Below are 13,307 nucleotides of genomic sequence, written 5' to 3'. Positions count from 1 at the left end.
CCCACGGATGTTGTAGTCCTGAACATGAATACGCTGAAACCTTCTCGTTTTCTGAAACGCCTGACAGTGGGATCACTGGTCGCTCTTTCTCTCAGCCATGCCGCTTTTGCGGACGATATTAACCTTAAGACTATGATTCCGGGCGTACCGGACATTGATGCTGAAGCTTATGTGCTGATCGACTATAACTCCGGCAAAGTGCTGGCCGAAAAGAACGCGGATGCACGCCGCGATCCGGCAAGTTTGACCAAAATGATGACCAGCTACGTGATTGGTCAGGCGGTCAAAGCGGGCAAAATCCATAACGATGACATCGTGACCGTGGGCAAAGATGCCTGGGCAACCGGTAATCCGGTATTCAAAGGTTCATCCCTGATGTTCCTGAAGCCAGGCGATCGTGTACCGGTTTCTCAGCTGACGCGCGGCATCGTGCTGCAATCAGGTAACGACGCTTGTGTGGCGATGGCGGATTATGTTGCCGGCAGCCAGGACGCGTTCGTTAACCTGATGAACAACTACGTTGGCGCACTGGGCCTGAAAAACACCCACTTCCAGACCGTGCACGGTTTGGATGCGGAAGGCCAATACAGCTCGCCGCGCGATATGGCGTTGATCGGTCAGGCACTGATCCGTGACGTGCCTGATGAGTACGCGGTTTACCGTGAAAAAGATTTCACCTTTAACAACATCAAGCAGACTAACCGTAACGGTTTGCTGTGGGATACCAGCCTGAACGTGGATGGCATCAAAACTGGTCACACAGACGCAGCGGGCTACAACCTGGTTGCCTCTGCCACTGAAGGCCAGATGCGTTTGATCTCCGCAGTGATGGGCGGTCGGACTTATAAAGGCCGTGAAACCGAGAGCAAGAAATTGCTGACGTGGGGCTTCCGCTTCTTCGAAACCGTGGCACCGCTGAAAGCAGGCAAAGAATTTGCGTCTGAGCCCGTGTGGTTCGGTGACAGCGATCGTGTTCAGCTGGGCGTGGAAAAAGATGCCTATCTGACCATCCCACGTGGCCGCATGAAAGACCTGAAAGCCAGCTATGTGCTGAACAACACTGAACTGCACGCACCGCTGCAGAAAAATCAGGTCGTGGGCAGCATCAACTTCCAGTTGGATGGCAAAACCGTTGAACAGCGTCCGCTGGTGGTGCTGAACGAAGTGAAAGAAGGCGGTTTCTTCGGCCGCATCATCGATTACATCAAACTGATGTTCCACCACTGGTTTGGCTAAGGCGCGCTTGAAAAAACGCCAATTTGCCCCCAAATAAGCTACTATCTTTGCTCCCGCCTCGGCGGGAGCCTGTTTTTTTAAGCACCGGAGTCAATGTATGAAAACCAAATTGAATGAACTGCTCGAATTCCCTACGCCTTTCACCTACAAAGTGATGGGTTTGGCGCAACCGGAGCTGGTTGATCAAGTGGTTGAAGTGGTGCAGCGCCACGCGCCAGGCGATTACAAACCGGATGTTAAGCCAAGCAGCAAAGGCAACTATCACTCGGTTTCCATTACCATCATCGCCACCCACATTGAGCAGGTTGAAACCCTGTACGAAGAGCTGGGCAACATCGAAATCGTGCGTATGGTGCTGTAATTCTGGCGCTGGCAAAGTCCGCTTTGCCAGCGTTATACTCTGCCTTCCACTCTTTACCGGATCTCTGCTTTGTCAGCTAATACGCTTCTTGTTCGTCAACTCGGCCAGCGCGATTGGCAACCCATCTCCGATGCGATGCATCACTTTACCGATCAACGCGACAGCAACACCGCCGATGAAATCTGGCTGGTGGAACATCATCCCGTGTTTACCCAAGGTCAGGCAGGTAAAGCCGAACATCTGCTGATGCCGGGCGATATTCCGGTGGTACAAAGCGATCGCGGCGGCCAGGTCACCTACCATGGCCCCGGCCAACAGGTGATGTATGTGCTGATCGACGTGAAACGCCGCAAGATGGGCGTGCGTGAGTTGGTGACGGCACTGGAAGAAACGGTGATCGCCACGCTCGCCGACTACAACATCCGCGCCCGTGCGCGACCGGATGCGCCAGGCGTGTACGTGGGCGATGACAAGATTTGTTCGCTGGGGCTGCGCATCCGCAAAGGCTGCTCGTTTCACGGCCTGGCGCTGAATGTGGCGATGGATCTCGCGCCCTTCCTGCGCATCAATCCGTGCGGTTATGCCGGAATGCAGATGACGCAGCTCAGCCAGCTGCAGCCGGACGTTACGCCCGCCGATGTGCAGCCGCGTCTGGTGCAGCATTTCGCCCGTTTGACCGGATTTACCCAACTGGAATGGCAAAGTGATGCCGCAGTCTGACCTTGACTGTACGTGCGCATTTACAAAATTGTAACTTTTGCACTGGCTAATCGGCTGCTTATGGGCAGACGAGATGATATAATTTTTGCCATATTTTCAAAAAAAGTTGAAAGCCTGGTTCTCAGTTTGAGTGAGGAAGCTTTCAAATCGCAATCCCGACCGGAACCTGCAGATTTATGAGTAAACCAATTCAGATGGAACGTGGCGTCAAGTATCGCGATGCCGACAAAATGGCGCTGATCCCGGTGAAAACCGTGATGGTTGAGCGTGAAGAAATTCTGCGTAAGCCGGAATGGATGAAGATCAAACTGCCTGCGGATTCCAGCCGCATTCAGGGCATCAAAGCCGCGATGCGTAAAAACGGTCTGCACTCAGTGTGTGAAGAAGCCTCCTGCCCTAACCTTGCCGAGTGTTTTAACCACGGCACCGCGACCTTTATGATCCTCGGCGCAATTTGTACCCGCCGCTGCCCATTCTGCGACGTGGCCCATGGCCGTCCGAATATGCCTGACGCTAACGAACCGCTGAAACTGGCCCAAACCATCGCCGACATGGCGCTGCGTTACGTGGTGATTACTTCGGTGGACCGCGATGACCTGCGCGACGGCGGTGCTCAGCACTTTGCTGACTGCATCAGCGCGATTCGCGAAAAAAGCCCAACCATCAAAATTGAAACGCTGGTGCCGGACTTCCGTGGTCGTATGGATCGCGCGCTGGACATCCTCACCGCGACGCCACCTGATGTGTTTAACCACAATCTGGAGAACGTGCCGCGCGTTTACCGTCAGGTCCGCCCAGGCGCCAACTACGATTGGTCACTGAAGCTGCTGGAGCGTTTCAAAGAAGCACATCCGGATATCCCGACCAAATCGGGTTTGATGGTGGGCCTTGGCGAAACCAATGCCGAGATCATTGAAGTGATGCGCGATCTGCGTCGCCACGGCGTCACCATGCTGACGCTGGGACAGTATCTGCAACCGAGCCGTCACCACTTGCCGGTGCAGCGCTACGTTAGCCCAGCCGAGTTTGATGAGATGAAAGAGGAAGCGATGGCGATGGGCTTCACCCATGCCGCCTGCGGCCCGTTTGTGCGCTCGTCTTATCACGCCGATATGCAGGCCAAAGGTCTGGAAGTTAAGTAATATTCCTCGCGATTGCGTTCTTAATAGGGCGCAATCGCAAAAATCCCCCCACACCCACTTAATCTTTGTCGCAAACCTGACGCTTTAACCGCTGAGGCCATAAGAGCCTGTTCATTTTTTCTCAGTGTATTTTTTGAAGGTCAGATTATGCAAACTTCCTTTCATAGAAAGGCGCTCGATGTACTACGAGCACCGGATGTGTCAGGTCCATCCTCAGAGGCGCGGCACTATGGCGCATCAGAAGAGAGCCTGGAGGCGCTAAAAACGCGCACCACGCCGAAAGACATCACCAATCCCTATACGTCAGCGCACGCGTCCTGTGCCAATGCCTTTATCGCTACCGCCATCAGTATTGAGCATCGCTACAACGAGATGCATCTGCAACTGCCGCTTCCTGAAAAGGCGTGGGTTAACGCGGAAGTGGCCCTTGCTCAGCCAGCAGTGACGATCCTGCCAGCAATCTCCCAGTCCCCAACCCTGCACATGACGCATTCATTGATTGCATATGATGCAGAAAACCAATGGAACTTTGAGCTGCTGGGGGCGGAGATTGCGATGCCAGTTTCATCAAACTGGGCAGCAGAATCCAACCCGCAATTTATTGACGTGGCGATACATGAACTGTTGGCATTGCCTGAACAGCCTGCCAGCGAACCGGCATCGTGGGTAACGATCACAACGCTTGCCGCAGTGGAGAGCGAAGTAACCATCAACCGCAATACACAGGATAAAAACGGCAATATCCTATTCAGTGGTGATGCGCCTGTAGGTTCTATCTTGCTTTTCTACGTTGATGATGTGCTGGTTGGAAGCCAGGAGATTGCGGATGACGGTCAATGGCAGTTTGCACTGCCTGCGGATTTGCCCGCCGCTCAGCATACGTTCAGTGCCATGCCGACCAGTGCGCAGGGCGTGGTTGGCAACAAAATCGACTGTCTATTTGTCATCGAAGCCAAACCCAGCATCATTCTGTTGCCAATCGAGGACGGTCAGCTGGATATGATTGATGCGGCGCTAATCGACTGGGTCCCTCCACAGGATGAAACGCCAGTGTCACTGTTGCCGTTGGTTTTAACTGACCTGATGCTTGATGACTGGCAAACCCAGGATGGGATCACTACCTATCCATCAATGGTTCACACCAGCTTGTTTGATCTACATGAACAAGGTGTTGCCAGCATTGTTTGGCACTAAGACGCAAAAAAACAAAAACCAGACTGACAACAGTCTGGTTTTTTATCAACGTAATAAATATTTACACTTATTGACGTTCGGCGCAGAGATTACTCTTTGTGGCTGACACGCTCAGCAGGCGCTTCTTCAACGCTGCTTTTGGATGCGCCGGATTCATCATCTTTCATGGCTTTCTTAAAGCCTTTGATTGCGGAACCCAGATCGCCACCCAGTGAACGTAACTTGTTGGTGCCAAAAAGCAGTACGATGAGCGCACCGATGATCAGCAGTTTGGCAATACTGATACCTTCCATAATTTACCTTTCAACCAATGTGAAAAACGGACCTGACTATTAACGCGCAGTTTATAAACGGCCTCAACTGCAATCTGTAACAGAGTGAGACCGCCTAAATAAAGCGGCTGAGAAACGCCTGCGTGCGCGGATGCTGCGGATTACCAATCACTTGCTCCGGACTGCCCTGCTCCACCACCACGCCACCATCCATAAACACCACGCGATCGGCCGCCTCACGCGCGAAACCAATTTCATGGGTCACCACAATCATGGTCAGACCTTGATCGGCTAATGTGCGCATGGTGGCCAGCACTTCGCCGACTAACTCCGGATCGAGTGCCGAAGTGGGTTCATCAAACAGCATCAGCGCCGGTTTAATCGCCAGCGCACGCGCAATCGCCACACGCTGCTGTTGCCCCCCTGACAGATGACGCGGCCAGGCATCCGCTTTGTCACTCAATCCCACGGTCGCCAGCAGTTCACGGGCATGCTTGAGCGCGTCCTGCCGCGCAAATTTGTGCACACCAATCGGCGCTTCAATGATGTTTTGCAGCACCGTCATATGCGGATAGAGGTTGAACTGCTGAAACACCATACCGATTTTCTGACGCTGATGAGCAATTTTACGCGCCGACAGGCGATGCAAAATACCGCGCTTCAGCTCGTACCCGATCTGGTCGTCACCCACCATAATTGAACCGGCATTCATGTCTTCCAGATGATTAATGCAGCGCAAAAAGGTAGATTTACCCGAACCCGATGGCCCGAGAATCACCACCACTTCACCGGGAAACACATCGAGATCGATGCCTTTCAGCACCTCATTATCGCCATAACTCTTCTGCACATTACGCGCACGCACCAGCGGCTGAACGTCACTCATACATCCTCCTTCAGACGGTGCGCGACGGCTGGCGCGGCTTCGTTAGCGGCAACACGACGTTTGTTCACCACCGTGCGGGTAGTGCCGCGTGCGTAGTAACGCTCGATGGCGGACTGACCCACGTTGAGAATCGAGGTGATAAACAGATACCAAATCACTGCAACCATAAGCATCGGGATAATTTCAAAGGTGCGGTTATACACGGCCTGCACCGAGTACAACAGATCGCCCATGGCGATCACACTCACCAGCGAGGTCGCTTTGATCATGCTAATCAACTGGTTGCCGGTTGGCGGAATGATCGAACGCATCGCCTGTGGAATGATGACACGGCGCAGCGCACGGCTGCGGCTCATGCCAAACGCCTGCGTGGTTTCAACCTGACCGTTATCCACTGACAGTAAGCCAGCGCGAATGATCTCGGCCATATAGGCCGCTTCATTAAGCGCCAGTCCAGCAATCGCTGCGGTCAATGGCGTAATCAGATCGTTGGTATTCCAGCTGGCAAAGGTGATATCCGTCCACGGAATAGTGATCGAGATCGTGGGAAACAGCGTCGACAGGTTGTACCAAAAGATCAGCTGCACCAGCAGCGGCGTACCACGGAAAAACCAGATGTAGAGCGACGATAAGCCGCTCAGCAATTTGTTATCCGAAAGACGCCACACGCCCAGCAACAGCCCCAGCAGCGTGCCAAGAATCATCGACACCACCGTTAAGCCGAGCGTAACCTGCAGGCCTTTCATCACCGAACCTTCGGTGAACCACTGCAGCACGACGTTCCACTCAAAATTGGGGTTGGTCGCCACCAGCCAGAGGAAGTCTGCGGCAATAACCAGCACCAAAATCCATGAGATCCAGCGCCCATAAGTGGGCGCACTGCGGGCAAAAGCCACATCGCGCTGCTGCACGTCGGCCTTATCCCTGGCTCGCGAATTGTTGGTGACCGGACTCATTTTGCTGCCCCTTGCGCCAGGTTACGTCCCGGTTGCTGCAACACGTTGCCGTCTAACTTCCACTTCTTCATGATGGCCGCGTAGGTGCCGTTACTGAACAGCTCTTTGTAAGCATCCAGCACCACATTGCCGAGTTCCGACCCCTTCGGTACCACGGTGCCCTGGAAAATGTCGCCAAAGCCGTTTTTCTTGCCTTTGCCCGACAGCTCCAGCTGACCGTTAGCCTGTTCGATAAAGTAAGTCAGTGGCGCCTGCGATGAGAAGAAGGCATCGGAGCGTTTTGAGCGCACGGCTAAAATCGACGACGGCTGATCGGTAAAGGATTGCACCACCACCGCCGGTTTACCCGCCGCGACACAGGCATCGGACTGCTTACGAATCACCTGCTCCGCTGAACCCGCCGCCATCACCGCAATGCGTTTGCCGCAGGTATCTTCCAGACCGTTAATCTTGGATGGATTGCCTTTCTGTACGCCAAACACCACGAACTCCTGCACGAAGTCGATAAAATCGACCTTCTGCTGACGATCCGGATAATCCCCAATCGGCCCAATCGCCATCTGGTAACGGCCAGAATTAATGCCGGTGAGCACGCCCGATAAACCGCTGACGGTGGCATGTTCAATCTTCACGCCCAGCAGCTGTGCCAGCGCTTCGGTGAGATCGGCGGAGGCACCATCCATTGAGTGCGGACCATTAACGATCTCGTACGGAGGAAAGGAGCCGTTGTTCACCGAGATCATTTTGCCGCTGCTTTTAATCTCTGCTGGCAGACGATCGTGCAGTGCCTGATCCACTTTTTGCGTTGGAATAGCGTCAGCTGCCTGAGCGAAACAGGCCGTCAGGCCCAATGAAAGCGCGATGGCGGTAGCAAGAATTTTCATCAGTCGGATTCCCCAGCGATCAAAGCGGTTTAAGTTCGGGACGAGCGAAACAACGATTCTCCAGCACCGGCAGTACGCTGCGTGCATAGGCGATGCGCTGTGGATCGAGATCGGCAAACACCAGCGCGGCTGATTCCGGCGCTTTGGCGATCGCCACGCCCAACGGATCGATCACCAGACTGTTGCCGATGTTGCGTGGACCGCATTCGCCCACCGCCACCATGTAGCAAGTGTTTTCCAGCGCACGCGCGGTGGTCAGCAATTCCCAGTGCATCTCTTTTAGCGGCCCTTTCACCCATGCAGCCGGCAGCACCAGCACATCGGCGCCGTCGAGCACTAAGCGACGTGCCAGCTCCGGGAAGCGCACGTCGTAGCAGGTCATCAACCCCACTTTCATGCCAGCCACGTCAACTAGCGGCGGAATCTCGCGCCCTGGATTCACGCGCTGCGACTCCTGCATGGCGAAGGCATCGTACAGGTGCAGCTTCACATATTCGGCGATGATTTCACCGTTGCGAATGGCGATCAGCACGTTAAGCGCCTTCTGCCCTTCTGTCGGCACGTGCACGCTCATCATGGTGGTCAGGTTGTTGCCTTTGCTAACCGCCAGCAACTGCGTGACGAAAGGACCATCCAGCGGCTGCGCCGCTTTCAGCACCAGATCAGGATCGGCGATATCACGCGCCAGCACGCCTTCCGGCAGCACCAGCAGATCCGCGCCGCCCGCCAGCGCCTGATTCATCAGTCCAATGCAGATGTCGGTGTTTTCCTGCCATTCGCGGCTGACGGCAAATTGTCCCATTGCTACTTTCATGGTTATTCTCCTTGCGCCGCAGCCGGGAAAATCACTTCCGGTGTCAGCAATGTTTGGGTTAAACCTTGCTGGAACAGCTCATTCGCAAAGTCGGCAATCATCTTTTTGTTAACCGAAAATCCGTTCTGATTCCAGTTGGCGGGTAATTCCTGCGCGGTGCGCCGCAAATCATCCAGCAGCCACGGCGTGGTGTCGGCGTATTTCTCGCGCTTCTTCATCCACATCTGGTATGAACGATCAATGATGTCGCTCAGCGCCTGCGGCAGCCACGGATGCGCCTCGGCTAAGGCGGGCTTCAGCGCCAGCAAGTGAATGCCCGGCACATAACCGACGCGATTAAAATAGTCGCGCTCGGCAGCGGCAAAATCCACCTGCAACTGGCGCAGACCTGAATCGGCGAGGAAGAAACCTTCCGGCATAAAGGGCGTAAAGACCGCATCCAGCTCGCCCGCCTTCAGCAGTTCAATTAGGGGGCGCTCGCCTGGCGCCGGTTCAATGCGGCCCGGGCGGCCAAAACCGGCCAGACGATCAACAATCGGATGATCTTCGGTCAAACGTCCGGCAAACCAGTACGCATCATCAATCTCCACGCCCGCTTCACGCAGCACGGTGCGCGTCCAGGTGTTGCCTGAATCCTGCCAGCCGGTTACGCCAATCTTTTTTCCTTTCAGCTGCGCTGGCGTGGTAATCGGGCTGTCGCTGCACGTGATGATGCAGCGCTGGCGGAAACCGCGCATCAGGAAGTGTGGCAGGCCCAGCAGCGAAGTGTCACCTTTAGCCCGCGCCTGAGCAAAGCGGCTAAACGACACTTCACCGGCATCGTATTTATCGCTGGTTGCGAGGTTATCCACCAACGTGCCAACCCGATCGATCTCCAGCGTGAAACCTTCCGGTTTGATATCGCCAAGTGCCAGCGGTGTGAAGTAATCCCAGTCACGTACCGCCAGTCTGATGGTTACCATAGTTATGCCTTCCCCCGTCTGTTCTGCCAGCCCTGCGGCTGTGATTATTTATGCAGCAAATAGTGCTTGAATTTGAGTCTAAAACGCGAATACTAACCTGAACAATCTATTATTTGTTACTGAACAAAGGATTTTCTTATGACGCAAAGTGTGGATTTGGAGTGGCTTAGCCAGCAGATCACGGATGCCTCCGTCAAAGGCATCACGCATGCGGCATCAACACTGATTCGCGATGGGCAGATTGCAATTGGCATGCAAATGCCGGCGGTACGCGAGTTGGCAGAACGACTGGGCGTGAGTCCGGCAACCGTTTCCGCTGCCTGGGCGCAACTGAAGAAGCAGAAAGTGCTGGCGGGGAAAGGTCGCAGCGGCGTGTGGGTGAGCGGCAACAGCGTAATGCCGCGTCCGATTCGTTTCGAGAAGATCGGTAATTACGGTGAGAATGTTCAGGCATCACTGGCGATGGCCTCACCGGATCCAGACTTGTTGCCGGATCTGCGTCAGGCGATGCTGGCTGGCATTGCCTCACCGCAACTGAATAGCTATCAGCGCGAGGCGATTTCACCACAACTGCAGGATGCCGTGACGCCGCGCTGGCCCTATCCCGCCGAAGCCTGGCTGGCGACCGACGGCGGTTTTGATGCCATGAACCTGATTGTGCAAACCTTGCTGTCTCCGGGCGATCGTGTAGTGATTGAAGATCCTACAGCCACGCGATTACTGGATATTTTAGACAACATTGGCGCTGAAATTTTGCCGTTGCCGTGCGATGAGCAAGGGCCGATTCCCTCGGCGCTGAGCACGCTGATGCAGAAATCTCCGGCGATGTTTATCTATCAGCCGCGCACCCATTCAGCCACCGGACACAGCGTGAGTCAGCGACGCAGTGCAGAGCTCGCACGCGTGCTGGCGAACAGCTGCACCATCATCGTGGAAGATGATGGCATTGGTGATCTGTCGCGCTGGCCGGTGTTTAGCCTCGGCTTCCACTATCCCGAACGCGTGCTGCATGTGCACTCGTTTTCCAAAGCTTATGGACCAGATTTGCGTCTGGCGGTGTTATCAGGCACTGCGGAAATGGTGAAGCGTCTGCAAGCGTGGCGCAACTTTGGCGTCAGCTGGACCAGCCGTATTTTGCAGGATGCCGTGGCGTGGATGCTCAACGACGAGCAGACTCAGCAGCGTATTCAGCAGGCCAAAGCCACCTATGCGCAACGTCGCCAGCAACTACTGGCAGCGCTGGCGAAACGCGGTTTAGTGCTGGAGGAGCGCGATGGATTAAGCGTGTGGATTCCAGTGGAATCGGAGCAGTACGCGATGATCACGCTGGCCGCGCGAGGCATTGCCGTGCTGCCCGGCGAACGCTGTAGTATTAACAGCCGGCAATTCATTCGCGTCAGTGCGGCGCTGCTGCCTTTTGCACAACTCGACAGCATCGCCGACGCCATTGTGATTGCCAGCGGACGCGAGCTAAACCTCAACCCAGAGCTTTAATATGATAGCGCGGGGATTCCACATAACCCTCGCGCGCATAGAACTGGTTGGCTTTGAGACGCGATGAGTGGCAATGCACTTCCATGCGATCGCAACCACGTGAACGCGCCAGCTGTTCGGCGTGATTCAAAAGTTGCTGTCCACTGCCCTTGCTGCGCTCGCCTTCGGCAATACAAAAGTAACTAATGCGGGCAAAATCGCCGGCCAATGCCAGCTGCGGGATAAAGTGCAATGACAGAAAACCCAGCACCTGATTGCCGTGTTCAGCGACCAACAACGTTTCATCGGGATGATCAATAAGCTGGGCCAATCGCGTATCGATAAATCCTTCCGTCGCGCTATAGCCTAATTCGGTCAACAACGCGCTTAATGCAAAACTGTCTTTTGCCTGTGCCTGACGTATGTTCATCCTGCCTCCTCATTTTCCCTGAGCAGTTATATAGCGTTGCCGGATAAAAATCTGCAAGTAAGCATTGGTGTGGCTGTGTTACGGAAGTTATCTGTGAGATGTGCCTCAGAATCTATCTGCAGACAAAGCAGCGAGCTGATTTAAGAATAAAAAAAAACCCGCCAGAAGGCGGGTTTTCAGAATTCGAACTGTTAAATTACAGTGCGATAACGTTAGCAGCTGATGGGCCTTTAGCACCGTCAGTGATTTCGAACTCAACGCGCTGACCTTCAGCCAGAGTTTTGAAACCGTTGCTGTTGATTGCAGAGAAATGTACGAATACATCTTTGCTGCCATCTTCTGGAGTAATGAAACCGAAGCCTTTCGACTCATTAAACCACTTTACGTTACCTTTGATCTTAGACATCTATATTACCTTTACATGAAAAAAGGACACTAAACTGTGTCGACGTCTAGTACAGCAATTGCGGTGACATTTGTCCAGTGCGATTTGATGAAAAAGTGATAAATATTGATTTTTTGCATGCCGATCACACTTTCTGCACGCTACCAATGCTTAAAACTCAAATCTCAGCCAGGCAAAATAGACATTACCGTTATTGTAAGTGCCGGGAATATAAGTCATTTGGAAAGTGGCTGGACCATATCCGATTGATGCTAAAGGCAATATCAGCGGAACCGGAATATATTTCCAGTTATCCCGTGCCGTTACGCCCGCCGTATATCCCGCCCCCAAATGGAAGTTTTGATCGTTAAGCGGTCGCCAGGTCGCTTCCCAACCGTAACCACCAATCGGCTCCCATTTGTTAAACGAGTCTTTAAACGCCATCAGATACAGGCCGTGCCAGTTACCTTTTTCATCCCAGCGCGAGACGCCAGCACCCGCGCCCCACGGGCGTTCGTTGTACTTATCGATGTGTTCATCGTCGTAAGTCCAACGGTTATGCCAGGTAATCGCTGGCAGATAAAAATCATAATTCTGCGGTTGCGACCAGGTTTGCGAGACGTTGTCGCTAAAGGTGTTCCAGCCAGATTTGATGGCTTGTGACGTGGTTACCGCTGATGCTGAAAATGAGACCGATGAGGTCAAAATGCAGCCAAACAAAGCTGCAGAAAAGTGCCGATTCACAACGTAATTTCCTGTTATGTCATGCTGAAAAATTCATTATCCGAAGGCAAATTTTTCAGCTTCCTGTACGACGAGTTTCTAACGTAATTGCCAGGATAATAGTAAAAAAGTCACTTAATCTCTCCAGGCGAATTCTTGGATGTTGGCGAATTTTACCTCAAGCGAGGCGCGAAATTGAAACGCCAGATAAACGGATAGGTATTATCGGGGATGGTCATAAAGTGCAGACCTGTTGTAATGATAACGACATGCAACAAGATAGCTTTCAGAGACTTAGCGCAAACAATTCACATACGGAATAAGTTAATAAAATTTATCAATTGAACTCATCAGACGAATAAGATAAATCTCGATACTCCAGGACGGAGATGGGGAAAAAACTGACATGACTATTCGTTGTAGCCGCTGCGGTTGCGCTAAATTTTTTTATACCTTATCGGACTGCGAAAAGGTCGATTTGCCAAATCATCATGGCGCCTGCTGCGCACGATGTCAGAAACCGCTAAATCTGCATGATCTCATTCTGCCTGTGGCGTCCTGTGAAGACAGTGAAAAATCCTATGCTGAATAAAAAATTCAGGCACCCGCAGGTGCCTGTCATTGTCAGAAAATCAGTTTAAAGACGCCTGTAATTGTCAGTAATCCAACGATGAAGATGATGGCGATGACCCACAGAATTATTTTCATTGTTCGCTCCTTCAAGTATGAAAAATAACGTGTCTGTTAACCATTATAGATGATCATTCTGCTTTCGCTGGGCGCTGCGAGCGTGGTCACAGCCCTATGTTCTCGTTTCGTTTGGCGCAGATTATTTTCTGCGAGACGGGTCGCAGCATTCGCTTTCCCTA

General features: G+C 53.2%; 15 protein-coding genes. 6 read left to right on the top strand and 9 right to left on the bottom strand.

Translation table 11 applies throughout. The features are described from left to right. The first annotated feature begins 24 nt into the window (after positions 1 to 24). From dacA to RTM06_RS02385, 5 genes are all read left to right on the top strand, one after another. Positions 25 to 1,236, top strand: a complete 1,212-nt coding sequence (gene dacA, locus RTM06_RS02405) for a D-alanyl-D-alanine carboxypeptidase DacA (RefSeq protein WP_256695901.1) — start codon at positions 25 to 27, stop codon at positions 1,234 to 1,236. Between the two features lie 97 nt (positions 1,237 to 1,333). Continuing rightward, the gene (gene ybeD, locus RTM06_RS02400) at positions 1,334 to 1,597 is read left to right on the top strand and encodes a DUF493 family protein YbeD (RefSeq protein WP_008103691.1); all 264 of its coding nucleotides are present in this window, start codon (positions 1,334 to 1,336) and stop codon (positions 1,595 to 1,597) included. Between the two features lie 69 nt (positions 1,598 to 1,666). Continuing rightward, positions 1,667 to 2,317, top strand: a complete 651-nt coding sequence (gene lipB, locus RTM06_RS02395; RefSeq protein ID WP_312179699.1) for a lipoyl(octanoyl) transferase LipB — start codon at positions 1,667 to 1,669, stop codon at positions 2,315 to 2,317. A 176-nt stretch (positions 2,318 to 2,493) separates the two neighbouring features. Further along, the gene (gene lipA / locus RTM06_RS02390; RefSeq protein WP_265299571.1) at positions 2,494 to 3,459 is read left to right on the top strand and encodes a lipoyl synthase; all 966 of its coding nucleotides are present in this window, start codon (positions 2,494 to 2,496) and stop codon (positions 3,457 to 3,459) included. Between the two features lie 147 nt (positions 3,460 to 3,606). Next, complete coding sequence (locus RTM06_RS02385; protein ID WP_312179695.1) at positions 3,607 to 4,653, top strand: hypothetical protein; 1,047 nt, start codon at positions 3,607 to 3,609, stop codon at positions 4,651 to 4,653. Between the two features lie 89 nt (positions 4,654 to 4,742). On the opposite strand, the gene tatE is transcribed toward RTM06_RS02385, so the two are convergent. The 6 genes from tatE to RTM06_RS02355 form a co-directional block, all read right to left on the bottom strand. Further along, positions 4,743 to 4,946 carry a twin-arginine translocase subunit TatE gene (tatE, locus tag RTM06_RS02380; protein WP_256695897.1) on the bottom strand — a complete coding sequence of 68 codons (204 nt, stop codon included), beginning with the start codon at positions 4,944 to 4,946 and terminating at the stop codon, positions 4,743 to 4,745. 94 nt (positions 4,947 to 5,040) lie between these two features. Then, on the bottom strand, positions 5,041 to 5,811 hold the full coding sequence (locus RTM06_RS02375) for an amino acid ABC transporter ATP-binding protein (protein WP_256695896.1): 771 nt from the start codon (positions 5,809 to 5,811) through the stop codon (positions 5,041 to 5,043). Then, positions 5,808 to 6,767 carry an amino acid ABC transporter permease gene (locus tag RTM06_RS02370; RefSeq protein ID WP_256695895.1) on the bottom strand — a complete coding sequence of 320 codons (960 nt, stop codon included), beginning with the start codon at positions 6,765 to 6,767 and terminating at the stop codon, positions 5,808 to 5,810. Before RTM06_RS02370 ends, RTM06_RS02375 begins: the two co-directional genes overlap by 4 nt. Continuing rightward, positions 6,764 to 7,651, bottom strand: coding sequence for an ABC transporter substrate-binding protein (locus tag RTM06_RS02365; protein ID WP_312179691.1), 888 nt, complete (start codon positions 7,649 to 7,651; stop codon positions 6,764 to 6,766). The genes RTM06_RS02370 and RTM06_RS02365 overlap by 4 nt, the downstream gene beginning before the upstream one ends. A 19-nt stretch (positions 7,652 to 7,670) precedes the next feature. Then, entirely contained in the window at positions 7,671 to 8,465 is a 795-nt protein-coding gene (locus tag RTM06_RS02360) for a deaminated glutathione amidase (protein WP_008103707.1), read from the bottom strand. Positions 8,466 to 8,467: 2 nt separating this feature from the next. Beyond that, positions 8,468 to 9,427 (bottom strand): ABC transporter substrate-binding protein, encoded by a 960-nt coding sequence (locus RTM06_RS02355; protein WP_312179688.1) that lies wholly within the window; start codon positions 9,425 to 9,427, stop codon positions 8,468 to 8,470. A 138-nt stretch (positions 9,428 to 9,565) separates the two neighbouring features. On the opposite strand from RTM06_RS02355, the gene RTM06_RS02350 reads away from it, so the two are divergent. Then, positions 9,566 to 10,921 carry an aminotransferase class I/II-fold pyridoxal phosphate-dependent enzyme gene (locus tag RTM06_RS02350; protein WP_312179686.1) on the top strand — a complete coding sequence of 452 codons (1,356 nt, stop codon included), beginning with the start codon at positions 9,566 to 9,568 and terminating at the stop codon, positions 10,919 to 10,921. Here the strand turns inward: RTM06_RS02350 and RTM06_RS02345 are convergent. The 3 genes from RTM06_RS02345 to pagP all read right to left on the bottom strand — a co-directional run bounded on the left by RTM06_RS02345 (position 10,905) and on the right by pagP (position 12,459). Then, complete coding sequence (locus RTM06_RS02345; protein ID WP_293796517.1) at positions 10,905 to 11,330, bottom strand: GNAT family N-acetyltransferase; 426 nt, start codon at positions 11,328 to 11,330, stop codon at positions 10,905 to 10,907. The two genes, RTM06_RS02350 and RTM06_RS02345, sit on opposite strands and share 17 nt — an antisense overlap. A gap of 196 nt (positions 11,331 to 11,526) precedes the next feature. Further along, the gene (cspE, locus tag RTM06_RS02340) at positions 11,527 to 11,736 is read right to left on the bottom strand and encodes a transcription antiterminator/RNA stability regulator CspE (protein ID WP_007890714.1); all 210 of its coding nucleotides are present in this window, start codon (positions 11,734 to 11,736) and stop codon (positions 11,527 to 11,529) included. Between the two features lie 150 nt (positions 11,737 to 11,886). Further along, positions 11,887 to 12,459, bottom strand: coding sequence for a lipid IV(A) palmitoyltransferase PagP (gene pagP, locus RTM06_RS02335; protein ID WP_372340019.1), 573 nt, complete (start codon positions 12,457 to 12,459; stop codon positions 11,887 to 11,889). Between the last annotated feature and the right edge of the window lie 848 nt (positions 12,460 to 13,307).

Origin of the sequence: Pantoea sp. CTOTU46764, from assembly GCF_031974595.1 — a bacterium.
GTDB classification, from domain to species: Bacteria; Pseudomonadota; Gammaproteobacteria; order Enterobacterales; family Enterobacteriaceae; genus Pantoea; species Pantoea trifolii.
Note: the sequence above shows the minus strand (reverse complement) of the source record. Positions and strands in the feature narration are given on the sequence as shown.

Bases quoted from the DNA above. Each gene is read 5' to 3' on its own strand.
- dacA (WP_256695901.1), top strand. From the start codon at position 25: ATGAATACGCTGAAACCTTCTCGTTTTCTGAAACGCCTGACAGTGGGA.
- ybeD (WP_008103691.1), top strand. From the start codon at position 1,334: ATGAAAACCAAATTGAATGAACTGCTCGAATTCCCTACGCCTTTCACC.
- lipA (WP_265299571.1), top strand. From the start codon at position 2,494: ATGAGTAAACCAATTCAGATGGAACGTGGCGTCAAGTATCGCGATGCC.
- RTM06_RS02385 (WP_312179695.1), top strand. From the start codon at position 3,607: ATGCAAACTTCCTTTCATAGAAAGGCGCTCGATGTACTACGAGCACCG.
- tatE (WP_256695897.1), bottom strand. From the start codon at position 4,946: ATGGAAGGTATCAGTATTGCCAAACTGCTGATCATCGGTGCGCTCATC.
- RTM06_RS02375 (WP_256695896.1), bottom strand. From the start codon at position 5,811: ATGAGTGACGTTCAGCCGCTGGTGCGTGCGCGTAATGTGCAGAAGAGT.
- RTM06_RS02370 (WP_256695895.1), bottom strand. From the start codon at position 6,767: ATGAGTCCGGTCACCAACAATTCGCGAGCCAGGGATAAGGCCGACGTG.
- RTM06_RS02365 (WP_312179691.1), bottom strand. From the start codon at position 7,651: ATGAAAATTCTTGCTACCGCCATCGCGCTTTCATTGGGCCTGACGGCC.
- RTM06_RS02360 (WP_008103707.1), bottom strand. From the start codon at position 8,465: ATGAAAGTAGCAATGGGACAATTTGCCGTCAGCCGCGAATGGCAGGAA.
- RTM06_RS02355 (WP_312179688.1), bottom strand. From the start codon at position 9,427: ATGGTAACCATCAGACTGGCGGTACGTGACTGGGATTACTTCACACCG.
- RTM06_RS02350 (WP_312179686.1), top strand. From the start codon at position 9,566: ATGACGCAAAGTGTGGATTTGGAGTGGCTTAGCCAGCAGATCACGGAT.
- RTM06_RS02345 (WP_293796517.1), bottom strand. From the start codon at position 11,330: ATGAACATACGTCAGGCACAGGCAAAAGACAGTTTTGCATTAAGCGCG.
- cspE (WP_007890714.1), bottom strand. From the start codon at position 11,736: ATGTCTAAGATCAAAGGTAACGTAAAGTGGTTTAATGAGTCGAAAGGC.